Annotated in this window: 17 protein-coding genes and 1 pseudogene; 7 read left to right on the plus strand and 11 right to left on the minus strand. The window is 58.7% G+C overall.

The window, feature by feature from the left end:
• Nucleotides 1-138: 138 nt before the first annotated feature.
• From AC13RM_RS15825 to uvrB, 5 genes and pseudogenes are all read right to left on the minus strand, one after another.
• Complete coding sequence (locus AC13RM_RS15825; protein WP_488555263.1) at nucleotides 139-645, minus strand: HEPN domain-containing protein; 507 nt, start codon at nucleotides 643-645, stop codon at nucleotides 139-141.
• Between the two features lie 4 nt (nucleotides 646-649).
• The gene (locus tag AC13RM_RS15830) at nucleotides 650-1,723 is read right to left on the minus strand and encodes a DUF262 domain-containing protein (protein ID WP_488555264.1); all 1,074 of its coding nucleotides are present in this window, start codon (nucleotides 1,721-1,723) and stop codon (nucleotides 650-652) included.
• 168 nt (nucleotides 1,724-1,891) lie between these two features.
• Nucleotides 1,892-2,950 (minus strand): adenylate/guanylate cyclase domain-containing protein, encoded by a 1,059-nt coding sequence (locus tag AC13RM_RS15835; RefSeq protein WP_488555265.1) that lies wholly within the window; start codon nucleotides 2,948-2,950, stop codon nucleotides 1,892-1,894.
• Nucleotides 2,951-3,109: 159 nt separating this feature from the next.
• Nucleotides 3,110-3,549, minus strand: a pseudogene (locus AC13RM_RS15840) (SRPBCC family protein).
• A 200-nt stretch (nucleotides 3,550-3,749) separates the two neighbouring features.
• Nucleotides 3,750-6,536: an excinuclease ABC subunit UvrB gene (uvrB, locus tag AC13RM_RS15845; protein WP_488555266.1), complete on the minus strand. Its 2,787-nt coding sequence runs from the start codon at nucleotides 6,534-6,536 to the stop codon at nucleotides 3,750-3,752.
• A gap of 283 nt (nucleotides 6,537-6,819) precedes the next feature.
• Here uvrB and AC13RM_RS15850 point away from each other — a divergent pair, with 283 nt between their 5' ends.
• Entirely contained in the window at nucleotides 6,820-8,070 is a 1,251-nt protein-coding gene (locus AC13RM_RS15850; RefSeq protein ID WP_285174047.1) for an MFS transporter, read from the plus strand.
• Between the two features lie 50 nt (nucleotides 8,071-8,120).
• Here AC13RM_RS15850 and AC13RM_RS15855 read toward each other — a convergent pair whose 3' ends face one another.
• The 5 genes from AC13RM_RS15855 to AC13RM_RS15875 form a co-directional block, all read right to left on the minus strand.
• Nucleotides 8,121-8,636, minus strand: a complete 516-nt coding sequence (locus AC13RM_RS15855; protein ID WP_374817295.1) for a hypothetical protein — start codon at nucleotides 8,634-8,636, stop codon at nucleotides 8,121-8,123.
• 199 nt (nucleotides 8,637-8,835) lie between these two features.
• Nucleotides 8,836-9,906: a tetratricopeptide repeat protein gene (locus AC13RM_RS15860; RefSeq protein ID WP_374817293.1), complete on the minus strand. Its 1,071-nt coding sequence runs from the start codon at nucleotides 9,904-9,906 to the stop codon at nucleotides 8,836-8,838.
• 55 nt (nucleotides 9,907-9,961) lie between these two features.
• Complete coding sequence (locus AC13RM_RS15865) at nucleotides 9,962-11,554, minus strand: SEL1-like repeat protein (protein ID WP_374817291.1); 1,593 nt, start codon at nucleotides 11,552-11,554, stop codon at nucleotides 9,962-9,964.
• Between the two features lie 121 nt (nucleotides 11,555-11,675).
• A complete protein-coding gene (locus tag AC13RM_RS15870; protein WP_374817289.1) occupies nucleotides 11,676-12,266 on the minus strand; it encodes a hypothetical protein in 591 nt (196 codons plus the stop codon).
• 4 nt (nucleotides 12,267-12,270) lie between these two features.
• Complete coding sequence (locus AC13RM_RS15875) at nucleotides 12,271-12,660, minus strand: acyl-CoA thioesterase (protein ID WP_374817286.1); 390 nt, start codon at nucleotides 12,658-12,660, stop codon at nucleotides 12,271-12,273.
• Between the two features lie 241 nt (nucleotides 12,661-12,901).
• Here AC13RM_RS15875 and AC13RM_RS15880 point away from each other — a divergent pair, with 241 nt between their 5' ends.
• The 6 genes from AC13RM_RS15880 to AC13RM_RS15905 all read left to right on the plus strand — a co-directional run bounded on the left by AC13RM_RS15880 (nucleotide 12,902) and on the right by AC13RM_RS15905 (nucleotide 18,462).
• Nucleotides 12,902-14,095 carry an extensin family protein gene (locus AC13RM_RS15880; RefSeq protein ID WP_374817283.1) on the plus strand — a complete coding sequence of 398 codons (1,194 nt, stop codon included), beginning with the start codon at nucleotides 12,902-12,904 and terminating at the stop codon, nucleotides 14,093-14,095.
• Between the two features lie 104 nt (nucleotides 14,096-14,199).
• Nucleotides 14,200-14,454 carry a hypothetical protein gene (locus AC13RM_RS15885; RefSeq protein WP_113230666.1) on the plus strand — a complete coding sequence of 85 codons (255 nt, stop codon included), beginning with the start codon at nucleotides 14,200-14,202 and terminating at the stop codon, nucleotides 14,452-14,454.
• 386 nt (nucleotides 14,455-14,840) lie between these two features.
• On the plus strand, nucleotides 14,841-15,767 hold the full coding sequence (locus AC13RM_RS15890) for an ABC transporter ATP-binding protein (RefSeq protein WP_113230667.1): 927 nt from the start codon (nucleotides 14,841-14,843) through the stop codon (nucleotides 15,765-15,767).
• The gene (locus AC13RM_RS15895; protein WP_374817279.1) at nucleotides 15,764-16,525 is read left to right on the plus strand and encodes an ABC transporter permease; all 762 of its coding nucleotides are present in this window, start codon (nucleotides 15,764-15,766) and stop codon (nucleotides 16,523-16,525) included. The genes AC13RM_RS15890 and AC13RM_RS15895 overlap by 4 nt, the downstream gene beginning before the upstream one ends.
• 78 nt (nucleotides 16,526-16,603) lie before the next feature.
• Nucleotides 16,604-17,935, plus strand: coding sequence for a bifunctional folylpolyglutamate synthase/dihydrofolate synthase (locus AC13RM_RS15900; RefSeq protein ID WP_374817277.1), 1,332 nt, complete (start codon nucleotides 16,604-16,606; stop codon nucleotides 17,933-17,935).
• On the plus strand, nucleotides 17,932-18,462 hold the full coding sequence (locus tag AC13RM_RS15905) for a GNAT family N-acetyltransferase (protein WP_374817275.1): 531 nt from the start codon (nucleotides 17,932-17,934) through the stop codon (nucleotides 18,460-18,462). Before AC13RM_RS15900 ends, AC13RM_RS15905 begins: the two co-directional genes overlap by 4 nt.
• A 34-nt stretch (nucleotides 18,463-18,496) precedes the next feature.
• Here AC13RM_RS15905 and AC13RM_RS15910 read toward each other — a convergent pair whose 3' ends face one another.
• On the minus strand, nucleotides 18,497-19,399 hold the full coding sequence (locus AC13RM_RS15910) for a DMT family transporter (protein WP_488555267.1): 903 nt from the start codon (nucleotides 19,397-19,399) through the stop codon (nucleotides 18,497-18,499).
• Between the last annotated feature and the right edge of the window lie 77 nt (nucleotides 19,400-19,476).

The raw sequence follows: 19,476 nt of genomic DNA on the forward strand, positions 1-19,476 counted from the left end.
TTTCAAGGGGTTGGAGCAATGCAAGGCAGCTCTTCTAAAATGGTCGTTTAAGGCATGAATGCCTTAATGCGTAATCCCCGCTCTATTATGAAGAGCGCGACCCATTAGGTAGATAACTAAACTAGTGGACACAGCACGCTAGCGTCGCAGGGCATCATTTAAGCAGTGCATAATTTCCTTACCTAAGTCATAGCTCCGTTTTGCTTCCTCATAAGTTGCGTTGATTGGGATAATCCCACCGTGTACGAAGCTATGTCTCCAAGTTAAAATGTTTCCGTAGCTACTTTTAATAGAGCCATCGCCACTACGAAGTTTTTCTCTTTCGAGACGGTCAAGCATACTGTCAAATCTCTTTTGGTATTTACCGCCAAATTTTGGAATATGATCTTTGCGAATATCTTTTAACGAGATCCGACCGTTGAGTTTCTCATATTGAGCTTTTACATGAGCGCCAAATACTGGGTGCTTCCTTCGGGCGAAGTCGTAAAGAATTTCTTTGAATGCTTCCTCAAAGAAAGTGACCGCAGTAACAGATAGAAAACCGACAAACTTATTCTTGGATAACGGGTCGGTGGCAGCCTCGGCGCTTGCATCTAAAAGCGCCACATATATATCTGAGTTGCTTAATATGTCTTGATACGACATTTACCTAACTCATAAAAAGACTTTTAACATCGTTCATACGGTTTCTTACTACAGACGCATCACTGGTGTTGAAAAATATACTGTCGCGAAACGATGTGTTGTTAATCAGTTCGTCATATCTTCTCTTTGCCTGCTTGAAATCGCCATCATAATTTTTGATACATTCGCACATAATGCTATCAAGAGCTGCTAGGTTAATTGGGCCTCTGATATGGAAGGGTTTCTCGCCAAAATAATGAATTATTTTTTCGCAGACATCGAAAAATCTGTCTTTAAATTCCGTAAATTTTTTCGCTGTCGCCGATCTATTCTCCTTCATGCTCATGTTTAGAAACTCTTTCATCGGTTTCTCATACTTATCAGAATGTTCATACATTGCGAAAACGCGCAAAATTATCTCTACATCTCTCTGGTGTTTGTCGAGGCTTTTCTTACCTAGAATTTTGCGCCAATTAAGATTTCTATTTAAAGCATTGAGTTCAGTAACAATTGGCCCGTGAAATACAGAATTTCTAATTTCTTGGGCCTTGAGTGGTGTTCCGCCGGTATTTAAGCGCTCGAATATATGGAACGCAGCGGTATCGTCTTCCTTAGGTGCCATTTGCCGAATATTTACAACGCGAAGAACGGAGTTTGATAATTTTCGCTGATCTTTTTCTTCTAGGTCGACAAATCTCTTGTTTTTAAATGGACTTTTCTCACTTAGGCCAGTTAGGCGAAATACTTGTCGTCGGCCTTGGTAATCCTCATCTCCAAAGAAGCCACTGAGAAAAAGGATAAGTGATATAATTCTTTGTTGTCCGTCGATTACTAAGTTCTTATGCTCTTTATCGATGTAGAAAAATGCTTGAGGTACAGGTAATCCAAGTAGAAATGATTCTATCAGAAGCGAAGCTTGCTTGATAGTCCAGACATAATTTCGTTGAAAATCTGGTATAAGTATATCGTCGTTATCCCACATTCCCTTCAATACTTGAATAGTTAGGTCGGATGGATACGTTGCTATGTCGTATCTAATGAAAGAATCTTCTTCCTCTGCGGTTGCGTCAATTTCAATTTCTTCGATGTCGTCGTTCATTGATAACTCCGATAGTGTTATGGCTATTCTTAGAGTATCGAGCTATCAATGCAACTATCTCGTTACACTGTAACGCGGATCGGCGCCATCTAAACTTTGAGTTGCATGAGCCAAGGCATCAATCTCATTAATGACACTCTTCCTTCGAAAACGATACGAGCGCCAATCTTATAGCTGGACTAAAGTAAACACTGCACAAGACTCCGCTATTCCCCGCAGCTCATAGTCCCCCAAAGACACCAACGCCACATTCGTTTCCGCCGCAACCGCACCCGAGATCAGCACGTTGCGTCCGAGCGGCTTGCACAGGCTCTCCAGCCGGCTGACGAGGTTGACGGCGGGGCCGATGGCGGTGAAGTCCAGGCGGTCGGCGGCGCCGATGTTGCCCCAGAGCATGTCGCCGAAATGCAGCGCGACGCCGAAGGGGAGCTGCGGCAGGCCCTGGCTTGCGCGTGTCGCGTCGAGATGCGCCATGCCGGCGCGGATGGCGGTGGCGGCGCGCAAGGCCGCTTCGCAGGCTTCCTTCGGTGTTCCAGTAACCGGGAAGATCGCCAGCACGCCATCCCCCATGAATTTCAGCACTTCGCCGCCGAAGGCATGTACGGCACCGGCGACGCGGTCGAACCAGGCATCGAGCGCTGCGATCATGACGGTCGGTTCCGACGCTTCGGAAAGGGCCGTGAAATCCCGCAGATCGGCGCAGAGCAGGGCTGCGCGGATGATCTCGCCGCTATTGCGGCTGAGTGCACCGGCCTGGACGCGAGCCGCACTTCTGCGGCCAAGGTAGGCTTCGAGCAGGGTCGATAGGGTGGCGCGGGCGGCCAATCCCGCCAAGGGGGCTGCGGCAAAGCGGGCGATCTCGCGCAAGTTTTCGGCTTCGGAGGTGCTGAACGGCCGGGTGCCGGCCCAGGCAAGGACGGAATTGCCAGGCGCAATCCCGATCGTTTCCTCGCATATCGGGCCGAGATCACCGAGCCAATCGCGGCCGGCCTGTCCGAGCGCCGTGCCGGCGAAGCCGAGAGCTTCGGTCACTGCGCCGGTTTCGGCACGCCAGAGCCATGTATGTTGCGTGATGATCGGATGCGGTGCAGCAAGCGTCAGAGCACTGCCGGCAAGCGGGAGGCCGGCGGCCGACAGGTGTCCGCCCAGATCGGCCAGGAAGCGTTCGGGGCTGGGCGAGGTGCCGGCTTCGTCGACCAGCCAGGCAAGGGGGGCGGGCAAATCCATGCGGCGATCATGCCATGGCGCTTGCCGGCTGTCATCTGTGCCCATGTGACCACGCCAACGGCATTGGAAAGCAAAATGACATAGGAAACTGCTGTCGCCGGTCGGTGATATTGCGGATATCTGAGCGCCGAGCCTGATGATGCCGCCCTTAAAACATCATCAGCTCCTGCCGTCGTGGCCGCGCATGGGGTCCGGGCCGGGATCGCGTCCGGCGGCCGCCGCTGCCATACGATCAAGATAATGCGCCCAACCCTTTGCATGCGCTTCGCATTGTTCGACGGTCGGCAGGCCGGTATGGGTGAGGCGCACCAGCGTCCCGTCCGGCTGCTCTATCAGGTCGATCTCCACAAGGCTCGATCCGGGAGGCACCTCCTCGCTGCCTTCCCAGCCGAAGCTATAGGCGAGGCGATGAACCGGCACGACTTCGCGGCACGGGCGCCAGTGACATTGACGAGATAGATGCCGCCAGGCTCCGGCTCCGTCCGCGCTTCCGTGCCCATCCAACGCAGGATTTTTTCGGGATCGGTCAGCAATGCAAATATGGCTGCAGGCGGTGCCGAGACATGGGTCTCGCGACGGACGATCAAAGGCTCGGACATCAGACTTTCTCCCCAGGTTGCTATCGCTTCCCACCGGCCCGGTATGCGCCCAAGCGCCTTCCGTCTCCCCGTGGGCCTCCTCATATGATGGCATGTAGCGGCTGCGGCCTCGTCAGCAAGGCATTGCTCCATGCTTGAAGGCCTCAGCCTTCATAAAATCGGCAGCACCGGGCGGCAGATATCCGACAATCGCGGTCGCCTTATCGGCCGGGCCGTCCCGTCTTGCCTTTCGTCCGCCCCTTGCGCTGCTTCTCGTCCACCGGATCCTCATAGGAGCCGACGCCCGGCTTTGCCCGGGTGATCGGCTTGTCCGGCACCTTGCCCATGAGAGGCTTTTCAGTGCGGCCGACAGTCATCTCGTCCAGTGTATTCTTGCGGAAGAGCGGCGTGCCGGCATCGCTGCCCGGTCCCATTTCGTCGAGGCTCGGCTTGGCAAAATAGGAGCGAGAATCCGGTGCGGGTGGAGCGCGTTTGCCCGCTGCAGAACCGCGGCTTTCGAGGCTCTTTGCTTCCTCGCGCGCGAGCGGATCGTCCATGGCGGCGAGCTCGACGGCCTTGAGGCGCTTGATCTCGTCGCGCAGCCGTGCCGCCTTTTCGAAGTCCAGGTCGGCTGCGGCGTCGCGCATGGATTTTTCCAGTGCGTTGAGATGGGCCTGCAGATTGTTGCCGACGAGGTGGCCGCCATCGGCAAAGCCCTTGCCGGCAGCGCCGCCGATATCGGCGCGGACATGGTCCTTTTCATAGACGCTGTCGAGGATGTCGGAAATCTTGGCCTTGACCGATTCCGGCGTGATGCCGTGTTCCTCGTTGTAGGCCATCTGCTTTTCGCGGCGGCGGCTGGTCTCGTCCATCGCCCGCTGCATTGAGCCGGTAATGGTATCGGCATAGAGGATGACCTTGCCGTCGACGTTACGCGCGGCACGGCCGATCGTCTGGATCAGCGACGTTTCCGAGCGCAGGAAGCCTTCCTTGTCGGCATCGAGGATGGCGACGAAGCCGCATTCCGGAATATCGAGGCCCTCGCGCAGCAGGTTGATGCCGACGAGCACGTCGAAAGCGCCGAGGCGAAGATCGCGGATGATCTCGATGCGCTCCAGCGTGTCGATGTCGGAGTGCATGTAGCGCACGCGCACACCCTGTTCGTGCAGATATTCCGTCAGGTCCTCGGCCATGCGCTTGGTCAGCACGGTGCAGAGGGTGCGATAACCCTTGGCGGCAGTCTCGCGGATCTCGCCGAGAACGTCATCGACCTGGGTGCGGGCGGGGCGCACTTCGACCGGCGGGTCGATCAGGCCTGTGGGCCGGATGACCTGTTCGGCGAAGACGCCGCCCGATTGTTCCATTTCCCAGCTGCCGGGTGTCGCCGAAACCGCGATCGTGTCCGGGCGCATGGCGTCCCATTCCTCGAAACGCAACGGACGGTTGTCCATGCAGGAGGGCAGGCGGAAGCCGTATTCGGCAAGCGTCGCCTTGCGCCGGAAGTCGCCCCGGTACATGCCGCCGATCTGGCTGACCGAGACGTGGCTTTCGTCGATGAACAGCAGGGCATTGTCGGGGATATATTCGAAGAGTGTCGGCGGCGGTTCGCCGGGATTGCGGCCGGTCAGGTAGCGCGAATAGTTCTCGATGCCGGCGCAGGAGCCGGTCGCTTCAAGCATTTCGACGTCGTAACGGGTGCGCTGTTCCAGGCGCTGCGCCTCGAGCAGGCGTCCGGCCTTTTCCAGTTCGGCCAGCCGGATTTTCAACTCTTCCTTGATCGCCTTGATGGCGCCGTTCAGCGTCGGGCGCGGCGTGACATAGTGTGAATTGGCGTAGATCTTCACCGATTTCAGGTCGCCGGTCTTCTGGCCGGTCAGGGGATCGAATTCGGTGATGGCGTCGATCTCGTCGCCGAACATGGAGATGCGCCAGGCGGCATCCTCCAAGTGGGCCGGGAAGATTTCGATCGTGTCGCCGCGAACGCGGAAGGAACCGCGGATGAAGTCCATGTCGCGGCGCTTGTATTGCTGCGCCACTAGGTCGGCCAGAAGCTGGCGCTGGTCCAACCGATCGCCGACATTCATCTGGAAGGTCATCGCCGTATAGGTCTCGACCGAGCCGATACCGTAGATGCAGGAGACCGAGGCGACGATGATGCAATCGTCTCGCTCCAGCAGCGAACGCGTCGCCGAGTGGCGCATGCGATCGATCTGCTCGTTGATCGAGCTTTCCTTCTCAATGAAGGTGTCGGAGCGCGGCACATAGGCTTCAGGCTGGTAATAGTCGTAGTAGGAGACGAAATACTCGACCGCATTATCCGGAAAGAAGTTCTTGAACTCGGAATAGAGCTGTGCCGCGAGCGTCTTGTTCGGCGCGAGGATGACGGCGGGGCGCTGGGTCGCCTCGATGACCTTAGCCATCGTAAAGGTCTTGCCCGAGCCGGTGACGCCGAGCAGCACCTGGCTGCGGTCGCCATTCTCCAATCCTTCGACGAGGTCACGGATCGCCGTCGGCTGGTCGCCTGCGGGCTGGTATTCCGAAGCCATGCGGATCCGGATGCCGCCTTCGGATTTCGCTGGCCTGGCAGGCCGGTGCGGCGTCCAAAGCTTGCCGTCCTTGAAGAGCGGATTGCCGCTCTCGATGAGCTTCGACAGCGCCTCCACGGTCGCCGTCACACCGCTCGTCGCGATCTTGTCGGCATCCTCAAGCGCAATATCGAGGCCGGCCACCGGATTGAGGCCGGCAGCAGCACGCGTCTTCGGGTCGGTCGAGCCGCCCATGGAGACGCCGCGCGCGGTCTTGCCGGCGGTGATTTCCACCTTCTTGCGGTGCTTGCCGGCCTTCGAGGCAATCTCGCGCTGGGTTTCGACGCTGGATGCCTCCGCATCGGCTTCGAGTTGCTTCACCCAATCGGCAACGCTGCCGCTGAGCGGCGTGCCTTCAAACGGTGCCTGCGGCGCCTCTTCGAAACCGGTCGGGGCGGGGGACTTTTTCGGTGATTTGGCCATGGGGCGAATATGGCGACAGATCGCGCAGATGTGAAGGGGTAAAGGGTACAAAAGGGAAACAAAGTGGCGGATTTTTCCATTCGCCGGAGATGTCAAATATGTTACAACCCAAGGGCGGCCGATGCGTTATCGCTGATCCGAAGTCCGCATAGCGCGATCCTCGCAGGCGCCAAGGGAGGAACCAGCCGCAACGTCGACATGCCCGGCTATTGCCGGGTTCCCCCAGCTTCGACGGCATCCGGTATTGCCCGCCTCGCCGCCGCCATCCGGTCGGAGGATCATGATGACCGCATTGGATAGCTTACGTTCCCTGTCCCCCCAGCAACGAAACACCGTGATCGCAGCCTATCTGGGCTGGACATTGGACGCTTTCGATTTCTTCATTTTAGTTTTCGTTCTCAAGCATATAGCCGAAGAATTTCACACGGACGTTCCGGCGGTTGCCGTGGCGATCTTTCTTACCCTCGCCATGCGGCCGCTCGGCGCCCTGATCTTTGGGCTTGCGGCGGATCGCTTCGGCCGGCGCACGACCCTGATGGTCGACGTGCTGCTTTACTCCGTATTCGAATTTCTGACCGGCTTTTCGACCGGTTTGACGATGTTCCTCGTGCTGCGCGCGCTCTTCGGCGTCGCCATGGGCGGCGAATGGGGTGTGGGTGCGTCACTCGTGATGGAAACCATACCCGAGGATTCGCGGGGTCTTGTGTCCGGTATCCTGCAGGCGGGCTATCCCTCGGGCTATCTGATCGCCTCGATCGTCTTCTTCCTGCTGTTTCCGATCATTGGCTGGCGCGGCATGTTCTTCGTCGGCGCGGTGCCGGCGCTGCTGGTGCTCTATATCAGACGCAATGTGGAGGAATCTCCGGCCTTCCTGCAGCGGCAGGCCAAGCCGCAACGGCCGTTCCTCACCGTGCTGCGTGAGAATATTCCACTGTTCCTCTGGGCGGTGCTTCTCATGACCGCGTTCAATTTCTTCAGCCACGGCACCCAGGATCTTTATCCGACCTTCCTGGAAACCCAGCGGCAATATGATTCCTATACGGTCGGCGCCATTGCCATCGTCTACAATATCGGCGCGATCGTCGGCGGTCTGACCTTCGGCTCTTTGTCGCAGCGTTGGGGCAGGCGGCGGACCATCGTCATCGCGGCACTGCTAGCCATACCCGTCGCCCCACTCTGGGTGTGGGGTCAGGGGCCGGTCATGCTCGCAATCGGCGCCTTCCTGATGCAGCTGTTCGTGCAGGGCGCCTGGGGCATCATTCCGGTGCATCTCAACGAATTGTCGCCGGATGAGGTACGCGGCACCTTCCCCGGATTTGCCTATCAGCTCGGCAATCTGCTGGCTTCGGGCAATGCCTCGATCCAGGCCGGGCTTGCCAAGCAATGGGGCGGCGATTATGCGCTGGCGCTGTTGATCGTCGCCTGCATCGTCGCCGTGGTCGTTGCTGTTTTCGCCGGCTTTGGCTTCGAGAAGAAGGGTGTTCGGTTTGGCGGGAAGGATGCGGGCCAAGCGGATAGCGCCGTGCGGGCTTGAACGGGCTCGCCATCAAGGTCACGAGGGCCGGATGATATCGCCGGCCTCGTTTATTTTCCGCAAATTTCCGAGATCTTAGCCTGGGCAAAGCCGCGGGCAAGCTCCTGCAGTCCACCGACCGAGGATATCAGTTCGCCGATCGGGCCATTGATGCCGAGGTGCAGGTCGGTGATGTGGCATGCGCCGACGTCGACGGTCATGGAGGCGTCGAGCTCACCCTTGATCGTCGTTTTCAGTACACCATGCGATTTGCAGGCCATCTCGGCATGGGCATTGATCTGGACGCCTCCGCTCGGGCCGTCGCAGACATCGAGCGACTTCACTTCGAACTTGTCCTTGTGATCGACGCCGGGCAGTTTCTTGCAGGGATCGGCCTCATTCACGGACTTCTCGATCTCGGGGCCAAATTTGCTCTGCAGCAGCGACCAGCACGAGCCGGGCGCCGCCTCCGCCGGCATTGCCGTCATCGGAAGCGGAGAGAGCGGCAGCACGACTGCCGAGGCCAGCAAAGCCATGCGAAGCGGCGGCAGAAGCGAGAAGGGGGGCATGAGATATTTCAGGTTCACGGCGGTCTATCCTCTGAAAAGAAGAAGCAGCAAATCAAGGCTGGCGCGGTGACAGTCTTCTCTCTCTTCCTTCGCCAAGGCAATCCCCCGACTTGACGATTACCATCTGACGGGTACCAGCATGCTTTGGCGCGTTTCGCCGACGGCGGGGCAAATTTCCGACAAGGCATGAGAGATTCCGGTCGGCCAGTGCCGCGCGTCATATCGGAATAGTCTGTACGCCCGATGGATCCTCCGGCGGTTCGTCTGTGTCTCCGTCGTAACCCAGATGCTTCGCCTTGCGGAACCACTCTGCCGCCTTGGCCGCATTAGCGGCAACGCCATCGCCGTCGCGGTACATCATGGCGAGATTATAGGCCGCGCCGGCATAGCGATGTTCGGCTGCTCGCTCGAACCAGTAGATCGCCTTCGGACCATTCTTGGTAACGCCTTCGCCATCGCGGAACATGACGCCAAGATTGTATTCGGCCTCGACATCATTCTGCGCCGCTGCCTTCAGGAACCATGCGATTGCCTGGGCATCATCCTGCCTGATCCCGTCGCCATCGGCATACATGGCACCGAGATTGAATTGCGCGCTCGCATCGCCCTGTTCGGCCGCCTTCTTGAACCAGGAGAAGGCCGCAGCGCCGTCCTTGGCGACGCCTTCGCCGTCGCGATACATGATGCCCAGATTGTATTGCGCCTCGACTTTTCCCTGCTCTGCCGCCCTGCGGTACCAGATGACGGCCTTGCCCTTATCCTTGTCCGCGCCGTCGCCCTGATCGTACATGGTGCCGACATTGAACTGAGCATCGGCATCGCCCTGTTCGGCGGCTTTGCTATACCAGGCAAACGCCTGCGCCTTGTCCTGCGCTACGCCTTGGCCGGTGTCGTAGACGACACCGAGATTATATTGCGCATTGAGGTATCCCTGTGCTGCGGCCTTCTTGTACCAGACAATGGCCTGGCTCTTGTCGGCAGTGACGCCTTCGCCCTGATCGTACATGGTGCCGACATTGAACTGCGCTTCGGCATTGCCTTGATCGGCGGCCTTCCTGTACCAGCTGAGGGCGAGCGTCAGGTTCTTCTCGACGCCGTTGCCGTCCTCGTACATTTGTCCGAGCTTCAGCTGTGCGGCGGCATTGCCCTTGTTCGCCAGGGGACGCCAGTAATCCAGGCCGGATTTGATATCGCCGCGATCGTAGCTGTTTCGTCCGACATCGGCTTGTGCCGCTCCCATGGACGCCAGCGCGAAGAGCAAACCTGCTGCCCCCTTCTTCCAATTCACGATCTACCCCTCAGTCGAAATCCGTTGAATTAACATGCCGAGCGCTTCGCGACCGTTAAGGCACGAGCACCATCAGCAAATGAAACAAGAGCCAGCCCGTGCTGACGCCCGTACCCTTTTTGCCGGCAGCCCCTTGTCCAAGCGGTCCGAGATCCTTGATCGGGCCGTCGCCATTGGCTTCCATGTAGCTGAGTCCATGCTGCGCTTCCGGCAGTCCCTTAGCCGCTGCCTTGTTGAACCAGTCGGCAGCGATCTTGGAGTCCTTTGGCACGCCATAGCCGTTATAATACAGATATCCAAGGCCGTATTCCGCCCGAGCATCGCCCTGATCAGCTGCTTTGCGAAACAGAGCGGCTGTTTGGCCATAGTCCTTAGGAACGCCAGCACCCTGATAATAAAGGTAGGCGAGCGCATATTCGCCCTGTGAATTGTTCTGGTCGGCCGCCTGGCGATACCAATTTGCGGCGGCCGATTTGTCAGCCGTCGTCCCTTGACCGTTTTCGTACATATAGCCGAGTGCGTATTGGGCGTCAGCGTGACCCTGGCTCGCAGCCTTCTGGTACCAGTCGAAGGCCTTGCCATAGTCTCTGCCAACGCCGCGGCCGCCTACATACATGTAGGCGAGGGCATATTGACCCTGTGCGTCGCCTTGTTCGGCGGCCTTGCGATACCATCTCACCGCGCCGTCATCATCAGTCTTCACGCCCTGGCCGTTCGCGTAGAGGTAGCCGATGGCATATTGCGCATCGGGGCGGCCCTGATCGGCAGCTTTGCGATACCATTGCAGTGCCTGCCTGTAGTCTCGGGCAACGCCTATCCCGTTTGCGAGACTGTAGCCGACGGCATATTGCGCGTCGGCGCGGCCCTTTGCGGCCGCCTTCATATACCAGGAATAGGCTTCGGCATCGTTCCGTCCGACACCCTTGCCGTTGGCATAGGCATAGCCGACTGCATACAGACCCTGCGCATTTCCTTGATTGCCGGCCTTTTTATACCAGGCGACGGCCTGCTCCTGGTCTTCTTCCGTGCCTTGACCATTGTCGTACATATAGCCGATTGCATATTGGGCGTCGGGCCGACCCTGGTCGGCAGCCTTGCGATACCAGCCGAGTGCAACCGCCTCGTCCTGATGCACGCCGAGGCCATTGGCATACATATAGCCGAGCGCATATTGCGCCTGTGCCTGTCCCTGGGCGGCGGATTTCTGATACCAGGTGACGGCGTCTTCATTATTGACCGCCATGCCGCGGCCATTGGCATAGGAATAGCCGATGGCATATTGGGCATCGGCATCGCCGGCTTGTGCCGCCCTCAAATACCAGTCGTTTGCCTGTTTCGGATCCGCATCGACACCCCGGCCGCTGGCATACATGTAGGCCAGTGCATATTGCGCCTGCGCATTGCCTTGCTCGGCCGATTTCCGATACCAATCGACGGCCTGGGCGTCATCCTGTTCCACGCCCTGGCCGTTGGCGTAGCGATAGCCGAGACCGTATTGAGCGGCCGGATTGCCCTGTTTTGCGAATTCCACCCAGTATTTCAGGTCGATCTTCGTATTGGCGGGGCCAGGGGCAGGATCCTCAGCGTAAGCAAGCCAGGGCAGCGAAAGAACAAGCGCCAGTCCCAATGCATAGCTCTTCGTCTTCAAGGCTTGAGTCTCCCACCTGCGTCCCAGACGTAATCGATCTGAACAATATGGCGATGTCTTGGTCAAGGATCGCAGGAACCCAGATAGCAGTGGATTTAATGCCCCATGACGGATGCGATCACTATACCGGAAGCACGTCGTAGAGGCGGAAGATCCATGTGATCTGGTAAATCAGTCCGACGATCACGAATGCGGCCTGGAAGCGCCGGTTGGCGGTGATCGAGGCGACGACGCAAAGCACGATATAGACGATATTGCGCGTCGGATATTCCCAGCCGAGCGACCGGAAATAGGCTTCACCCTTCAGCAATGTGTCGATGAGGTCGACGGCGTAGGTGACGGCGAGCAGGCCGAAGAACCAATGGCGGCGGGAGATGAAATATTCCTCGAAGCCGCCATAATCCTCGACCGAGGGCGGATTGAGCAATACGCAGAGAAAATAGAAGAGGCAACAGAAGCAGATGAGGAAGAGGTAGACGCCGAAATTGATCTGCGCGACCGATTGCAGCCGATACTCCCACCACCAGAAATGGATGATGAAGAGGAACATGGACAATACCCAGCCGATATGGACCGGGTAGATCTTGTTCTTACCCGGCGACTGCACGAAACCGGCAAGCCGGGTCAGAAGCTGGGCGAGCGAAAGGCCGATCACCATGCTCATGACCGTCCTGATATAGACGTAGACTTCCGGTGTGTGCGCGGAATCCATCGCGTTAGCTCTCCTCTGGTACAGCCTTCGGCAAGCCGTATTCATCGAGCGCGACCATGATGAAGGTCGCAGCCGTAACCTTCTCCAGGCTGTTATAGCGGGCGCGGTGTGCCCATGCTTCGACGCTCAGCGTGATCGAGGTACGGCCGACGCGTTCGATATCGGTGAAGACGCTCAGTGTATCGCCAATCTTGACCGGCAGTTCGAAGGCCATCTCCTTGACCGCAGCCGTGACTACTCGCCCGCGCGCCCGTTCGGCGGCGCGGATACCGCTTGCCAAGTCCATCTGCGCCATGACCCAGCCCCCGAAAATATCGCCGGCAGGATTAGCATCGGCGGGCATGGCAAGCGTGCGCAATGTGAGCTCGCCTCTCGGTTTGACGCTGTCATTCATTCTTCGGCTCCTGTTCACGGTCGATTCCGACAATCAGCCTATGCAATCCTGCCGCGATGGAAAAGCCATGCTGGCATTTCCATGGAGGACTCCTATGGGCCGCGTGCTTGCTTCATGCCATTCCAGGGCGACATGGTGCCGGCGTGAAGCAGCGAGATTCCCTGCGGTAAGCTTTCGTTCACCCTTCCCATTTAGGATTTGTAGTCGTTACCGACCGTGGCTGGGGCAGCGGATCAGGAGTATGACCATTTTACCCATTCTACGGCGGGCCGCGCTGCCATTGCTGTTGTCGTCTGCGCTGGTCGCCTGCACGGCAGATAGCCTCGTGCCGCCTTCCGGCATTGACAGTTCCTCGCGCGTCGGCTCCATCAAGCCGCATCGCAGCGTGCCGCAGCGGCAGTTTGCTTATCAGGGGGGGCAGGATCCCGTCGTTTCCGCATCGAGCAATTACAAAAGCGGCGGTCCCGTTCGTTCCAGTGCACCCGGCGAAGCCGTGACCACGACGGATGTCGAAGCCGGCTTAGCGCAGCAGTCGGATGCCCCCTCTCAGGGCGTTAACATGGATGCCGAGCTTGGCGTCGGGCCGAGCGAAGAGGCGCAATCCGCCTCGGTTGTCGGGTTGGCGCAGGAGGAGCAGCAGAACATCGCCGAAGGTCAGTCCGACCAGCCAGTGGTCGACGGCATCGGCACCGATGCGCCCGTACAGACCAACCGCTCCACCCTTCAGCGGCCGGCCGCCCAATCGGAAATCAGGCAGTCGCAGATACCGAGGCAGCAGCCAGGAACGCAGGTCGCGATGTTGCCGCGGGTCGAAAATCCGATACCGCGTCTCGATCAGCAGTTCGAAGCGCCGCAATCGACGCCGGGCATGATGCCGCCTTCGGAAATCGCCTGCCGCCAGGAATTGCAGCGGATGGGCGTCGTCTATACCGACAAGCCGGCGATCTCGAACGGTCCTGCATGTCAGGTTCCCTATCCGGTTTCGCTGAGCGGCCTTTCCGGCAATATCGCGGTCCGACCGGCGGTGACCTTGAATTGCCAGGTGACGCTCGCCTTCGCCAAATGGGTGAAGAACGAACTCGCCCCAGCCGCACGCACGCGCTACTGGACCGGCATCGGCACGATCGTACCGCTCGGCGGCTATTCCTGTCGGCGGATGAACAATAGCCGGCAACGCTATAATCCGATGTCGGAACACGCGCATGGCAACGCGATCGATGTTGGTACCTTCGTCCTGAAGAATGGCCATGTGATCGACGTGCGGAAGAAGGGCTTGTTTTCCTTCCGGGAAGGGCGGCTGCTCAAGGCGGTACGCAGCGACAGCTGCCGCTATTTCGATACTGTGCTCGGCCCCGGCAGCAATCCGGAGCACTGGAACCACTTCCATTTCGACCTCAGGGACCGAAAGGGCGGTCGGCGCTATTGCAGCCTTTGATTGGCCCTTTGCCGGAGCAGCATCCACCTTGCCAAATGGGAAAGCCGATTTACCTATCGGTGGAATCGCGCTTAATTGCGCGGGCCGCGGGCAGGAGAGGGTTCATGGAAGACGTACCAAGACGAAAGAGAAGCCTGGGAAGGGCACTCCTTGCCGCCCTGATTGCCATCATTATCGTCATCGGCGGCCGCTGGTATGCTTATGTCGCCTATGCCGACGATCCGTTCGATGAAGTCGGCATCGGTCTCAACTCCATGATGCCCGGACCCATCCGCGACAAGGGTTGTGCGATGCTGAAGGCACGTTTCGAGCACAAGACGCTGCCGCCCGCCGGTTGCGGCGTCAACGGCAACTGGTAGCGGTCGTTTTCCAGATCGTAAGCTGGCAAAAAGAAAAAAGCCGGCTGAGCCGGCTTGAGCGGAGCATGGCAACGACGGGGAATCCTTGCCAGCCCCAGAAAAGAACTTCATGTTGCAATGATGATGCACGCAATATGAATGCGAGGGCAATAAATCGGCCAGTACAACAGGCGCTGACGGTGCCGCCAAGAGGCGTTGGGCGGAGTTGCGACAAACGTTGCTCACCTAAGGAGCTATATGCCCGACGAAGGTCACGATTTGATGACAGCTTATTCCGCTTAAACGAACGCAGTGTTTCACTACCGTGGGGTGGTAAAAGCCCAGGACCGGCTATATAGCGGGCAAACGCCGCGAAATTCATCATAAAAGCCGGACTTTGCCTGACCATGGCTGCGATCATTTCCATACGCAATCTTACTAAAACCTATGCCAACGGATTTCAGGCGCTCAAGGGCATTGATCTCGACATCGAGCGGGGCGAAATCCTGGCGCTGCTGGGGCCGAACGGTGCCGGCAAGACGACGTTGATTTCCATCGTCTGCGGGATTGCCAATCCGAGCGGTGGATCTGTGACCGTCGGCGGTTATGACGTCGTGCGCGATTTTCGCGCCACGCGCAGCCTGATCGGCCTCGTGCCGCAGGAATTGACGACCGATCAGTTCGAAACCGTCTGGAATACAGTCAGCTTTTCGCGCGGGCTTCACGGCAAGAGGCCGGATCCCGAATATATCGAGAAGATATTGCGCGATCTCTCGCTCTGGGAGAAGAAAGACAACATGCTTCGCCAGCTTTCCGGCGGCATGAAGCGACGGGTGCTCATCGCCAAGGCGCTCTCGCATGAACCGGAGATCCTGTTCCTCGACGAGCCGACGGCCGGTGTCGACGTGACGCTGCGCAAGGATATGTGGCATGTGGTCGAGCGCCTGCGCGCGTCCGGCGTCACGATCATTCTCACAACGCATTACATCGAAGAGGCCGAGGAGGCCGCCGATCGCGTCGGCGTCATCAATGGCGGCGAGCTGCTGCTGGTGGAGGAGAAGAAGGCGCTGATGGCCAAGCTTGGCCGCAAGCAGCTCATCCTCGATCTGAACGAGCGGCTCGACGTCGTACCGGAGTCTCTCGACGGGAACGGGCTTTCGCTCGGTCCGAACGGCCTGACGCTGATCTATGATTTCGATGCCCAGCACGAACAATCCAGTATCGCGGCTCTGCTGTCGAAACTCGCTGCCGAGGGAATTCATTTCAAGGACCTCTCGACGCGCCAGAGTTCGCTCGAGGATATTTTCGTCTCGCTGGTGGAGGCAGGCAAATGAACTTCGAAGCGATAAAATCCATCTATTCGTTCGAAATGGCCCGTACGCGCCGCACCCTGTTGCAGAGCGTCGTCTCGCCAGTCATTTCCACGTCACTCTATTTCATCGTCTTCGGTGCGGCGATCGGTTCGCGCATCAACCTGGTCGAGGGCGTTTCCTACGGGGCGTTCATTACGCCCGGCCTGATCATGCTGACCTTGCTCGGCCAGTGCATCAGCAACGGCTCCTTCGGTATCTATTTCCCGAAGTTCACCGGTACGATCTACGAGGTGCTGTCTGCGCCTGTCGCCATGACGGAAATCGTTCTCGGTTATGTCGGCGCAGCCGCGACCAAGGGGATGCTGATCGGCCTGATCATCCTCGCGACCGCGAGTTTCTTTGTCGATATCAGGATCGAGCATCCATTGATGATGATCCTGTTTTTCGTGCTGACGGCGGTCACCTTCAGCCTCTTCGGTTTCATGATCGGCATATGGGCTGGGAATTTCGAGCAGCTGAACCTCATCCCGATGTTGATCGTGCCGCCGCTGACCTTCCTCGGCGGGAGCTTCTATTCGATCAACATGCTGCCGCCCTTCTGGCAGGCGGTCAGTCACCTCAATCCGGTCCTCTATCTGGTCAGCGGCTTCCGCTGGAGCTTCTATGGCATCGCAGATGTTAATCCGGGCTTGAGCCTTGCCATGATCACGCTTTTCCTCGTCGTCTGTCTGATCGTCGTGGGATGGATTTTTCGGACGGGATATCGCTTGAGAAATTGATGGCGATGCTTGACTTGTAGGCTTAAGAAGGCCTGCGGCTTTTGCAGCCGCAACAAAATGGTCCAGGAAAAGCATCCAATGTCGCAGGCGCCACTCAATCCTTCGCTGTCCCAGGTACTTTCCCGGCTCGATCAACTGACCAATTGGGAGCGTAAGCCGCGCGGGGAGATGCGGGTCGGTCTCGAGCCGATGCTTGATCTCATGCAGCGTCTGGGCAATCCGCATCGGAGCTTTCGCGCGATCCATGTCGCCGGCACCAAGGGCAAGGGGTCGGTTTCTGCGCTCCTCGAGGTTGGATTGCTGCGGGCTGGCTGGCGGATCGGACGTTATGGGTCGCCCCATGTCGATCGGGTGAATGAGCGTGTCAGCATACTTGGCCAGGAGGTCGAGGATGATGCCCTGGCGACGGCAATCACGCAGGTTCTGGACAGCTATGAGGACGCGAAGCGGGCGGCAACCGCGGCTGAGGACGCCACCTGGTTCGACGTGATAACGGCGGCCGCTTTCGTCGTCTTCAGGGACGCCGGTTTGAGCTGGGTCGTGGTCGAGGTCGGGCTAGGCGGCAGGCTGGATTCGACGAATGTGGTCTTCGGCGAAATCGCGATCGTCACGAATATCGACCTTGAGCACACGGAGATTCTGGGAAGCACGCGCGAGGCGATCGCGCAGGAGAAAGTCGGCATATTGAAGCCCGGCGCGACGCTTGTGACGACGCTTGCCGCCGGCGATGTCGCAGGACAGGTGTTGCAGCAGCGTGCCGATGAGCTGGGCTGCAAGGTGCTTCGAACCAATCTTCCAGACGATGAGACGATTGCCGCAACGAATATCGCCCTGGTCGGACTCGCGTTCGATCATCTGGGGCGGCAGGGTGAGAGTATGCGGGAGGGAGGCGAAAAGGGTCAGCCGATCGGTGCATGGCTGCTCGAAAAAGCTGTAATCGACAAGGCGCGTCTGCCGGGGCGGATGGAGCGTTTCGACGTCTCTCTGTCGCCTGTATTGGCAAAGGGGCGGCAAAGCCTGCCCATGATCATGGATGGGGCACATGTGCCGTTCAATATCGAGGCTGTGTTGCGCGATATCACGCGCTCCTCCTCGGTCAGCGGCGAATGTGTTGCCGTCGTCGCACTGGCATCCGACAAGGATGCGCCCGGCTTTCTGGATGTGTTATCGCGATACGCGGCTTATGCTGTCTTTACGGAAGCGTCCGGATCGGGGCGGGCCCATCCAGCGATCGAGCTGGAAGCGTTGGGGAGGTCCTTGGGTATGAGTTGCGAAGCCGAGCCCGACCCGCACAGGGCGCTGGATCGGGCGACGGTGAAAGCCGCTGAGCGCGGCGGCTGGATGCTTGTTACCGGTTCGCTCTATCTCGTCGGTGCGCTGCGTAGTACCGTCCTCAGAAATGCCCAATGATGACGGACATAGAGATCAGGCCCGCGCTCACCGGTGATGTTGCTGACATCGCCAGGCTTCATCGCGCGATCTGGTGCGATACCTATCGCGATCTGGCGCCCGCCGAAGTCTATCGAATCCTTGATGAAGATTACCGTCGCGCGCGATGGGCCGATATGCTGGCCACCCCGCGTCGGGATCAGCGTGTGTTCCTGGCTGAACAAGGTGCGCGACTTGTCGGCATCGGCGCGATTGCAGCTGCGTCCGAGCCAGCATTCGAGGGGCGCGGTGAGATAAAATCGCTCTACATCGATCCCTCCATCAAACGCCAGGGACTTGGCCGCCGGCTCATGCGGACAATGATGGAAGAGTTTGCTGCCATGGGATATTCGGGCGCCGCGCTCGGCGTTGTCGTCGGCAACGAGCCCGCGGTCGCCTTCTATCGCGCCCTTGGAGGGCAGCTGATCGGCCGTTACACCGATCCGGGACCTATCTGGCGCTCCGACAATCTCATTTTCGCATGGGACGATCTGTCTCTTCTAAGCTGAACGTCCCATGCAAGCGCTGAACGTGATTGCCTTTTCACGCCACGGCCTTCCTGCGCGGTGCGATGGTCATGGCCATGACACCTGCCACGGCGCAGACAAGACCGATGGCTGCCGTCGGGGAGAGAGGCTCGCCGAGGAAGGTAACACCGATGCCGACGCCGATCGGGACGCGAAGATAGGCCTGCGCCGTCGTGCCGACCGAGCCCAGGGTCTGGATAAGTCGGAAATAGATGCTGAAGGCAAGCGCGGTGGATACGACCGACAGGCCGAGCAGTGCCAGGATCGAGGCTGTCGACGGCGCAATCTGCCAGGGATGTTCGACAATCAGGCTCGCCGGGATCAGGAGAGCCGCACCGCAAAGCAGGGAACCGGCTGCCGGCATCATCGGGTCCAGCCCCTTGAAATTGCGGCCGAACAGGGCGGCACAGGCATAGCAGACCGATGCCGCGACGACGGCGAGCTGCGGCAGCAGTTGGCGGCCCATGCCATGCAGCGCATCGAGGCCGATGATCAGGCAGATACCGGCCATGCCGGCAATCACGCCGAGAAGCTTGCGGCTCGTCAGCGGTTCGCTGCGCAACAGAAAGGCGGCAATCAGAAATGCGAAAATCGGCGTCGTGGAATTCAATATGGTCGCGAGGCCGGCATCGACAGTCTGTTCCGCCCAGGCGATCAGCGTGAAGGGAATGGCGCTGTTGAGGCAGGATTGAATGAGGAAGCGCTTCCAGGTGCCGGCGTCGTGCGGCAGATTCAGACCACGCCAGCGAATGATCGCAAGCAGAACGAGACCGGCGATCAAGGTGCGGGCGGCGATCAGGGTGATCGGTGGAATGGTCGCAACACCGACGCGGATGAAGGTGTAGGAGGCGCCCCAGCAGGTGGCGAGGGCGAGGAGAAGCAGAAGTTCCGTCGTCAGATTAGGTCTCGCCGGCATCATCGTGTTCACTCTTATAAGGTTTGGACATGCCCTCTTTTAGAGTGAATAGACTGGCGAATGCTTCGCTCCCAGCCGAA

The sequence above is a fragment of the Martinezella sp. CNPSo 3732 genome (assembly GCF_057784515.1).

Excerpts from the sequence above, each read along its gene's own strand:
- AC13RM_RS15850 (WP_285174047.1), top strand. The coding sequence starts at position 6,820 with ATGACCGCATTGGATAGCTTACGTTCCCTGTCCCCCCAGCAACGAAAC.
- AC13RM_RS15910 (WP_488555267.1), bottom strand. The coding sequence starts at position 19,399 with ATGATGCCGGCGAGACCTAATCTGACGACGGAACTTCTGCTTCTCCTC.
- AC13RM_RS15880 (WP_374817283.1), top strand. The coding sequence starts at position 12,902 with ATGACCATTTTACCCATTCTACGGCGGGCCGCGCTGCCATTGCTGTTG.
- AC13RM_RS15900 (WP_374817277.1), top strand. The coding sequence starts at position 16,604 with ATGTCGCAGGCGCCACTCAATCCTTCGCTGTCCCAGGTACTTTCCCGG.
- AC13RM_RS15895 (WP_374817279.1), top strand. The coding sequence starts at position 15,764 with ATGAACTTCGAAGCGATAAAATCCATCTATTCGTTCGAAATGGCCCGT.
- AC13RM_RS15830 (WP_488555264.1), bottom strand. The coding sequence starts at position 1,723 with ATGAACGACGACATCGAAGAAATTGAAATTGACGCAACCGCAGAGGAA.
- AC13RM_RS15825 (WP_488555263.1), bottom strand. The coding sequence starts at position 645 with ATGTCGTATCAAGACATATTAAGCAACTCAGATATATATGTGGCGCTT.
- AC13RM_RS15870 (WP_374817289.1), bottom strand. The coding sequence starts at position 12,266 with ATGGATTCCGCGCACACACCGGAAGTCTACGTCTATATCAGGACGGTC.
- AC13RM_RS15890 (WP_113230667.1), top strand. The coding sequence starts at position 14,841 with ATGGCTGCGATCATTTCCATACGCAATCTTACTAAAACCTATGCCAAC.
- AC13RM_RS15875 (WP_374817286.1), bottom strand. The coding sequence starts at position 12,660 with ATGAATGACAGCGTCAAACCGAGAGGCGAGCTCACATTGCGCACGCTT.
- AC13RM_RS15905 (WP_374817275.1), top strand. The coding sequence starts at position 17,932 with ATGATGACGGACATAGAGATCAGGCCCGCGCTCACCGGTGATGTTGCT.
- uvrB (WP_488555266.1), bottom strand. The coding sequence starts at position 6,536 with ATGGCCAAATCACCGAAAAAGTCCCCCGCCCCGACCGGTTTCGAAGAG.
- AC13RM_RS15885 (WP_113230666.1), top strand. The coding sequence starts at position 14,200 with ATGGAAGACGTACCAAGACGAAAGAGAAGCCTGGGAAGGGCACTCCTT.
- AC13RM_RS15835 (WP_488555265.1), bottom strand. The coding sequence starts at position 2,950 with ATGGATTTGCCCGCCCCCCTTGCCTGGCTGGTCGACGAAGCCGGCACC.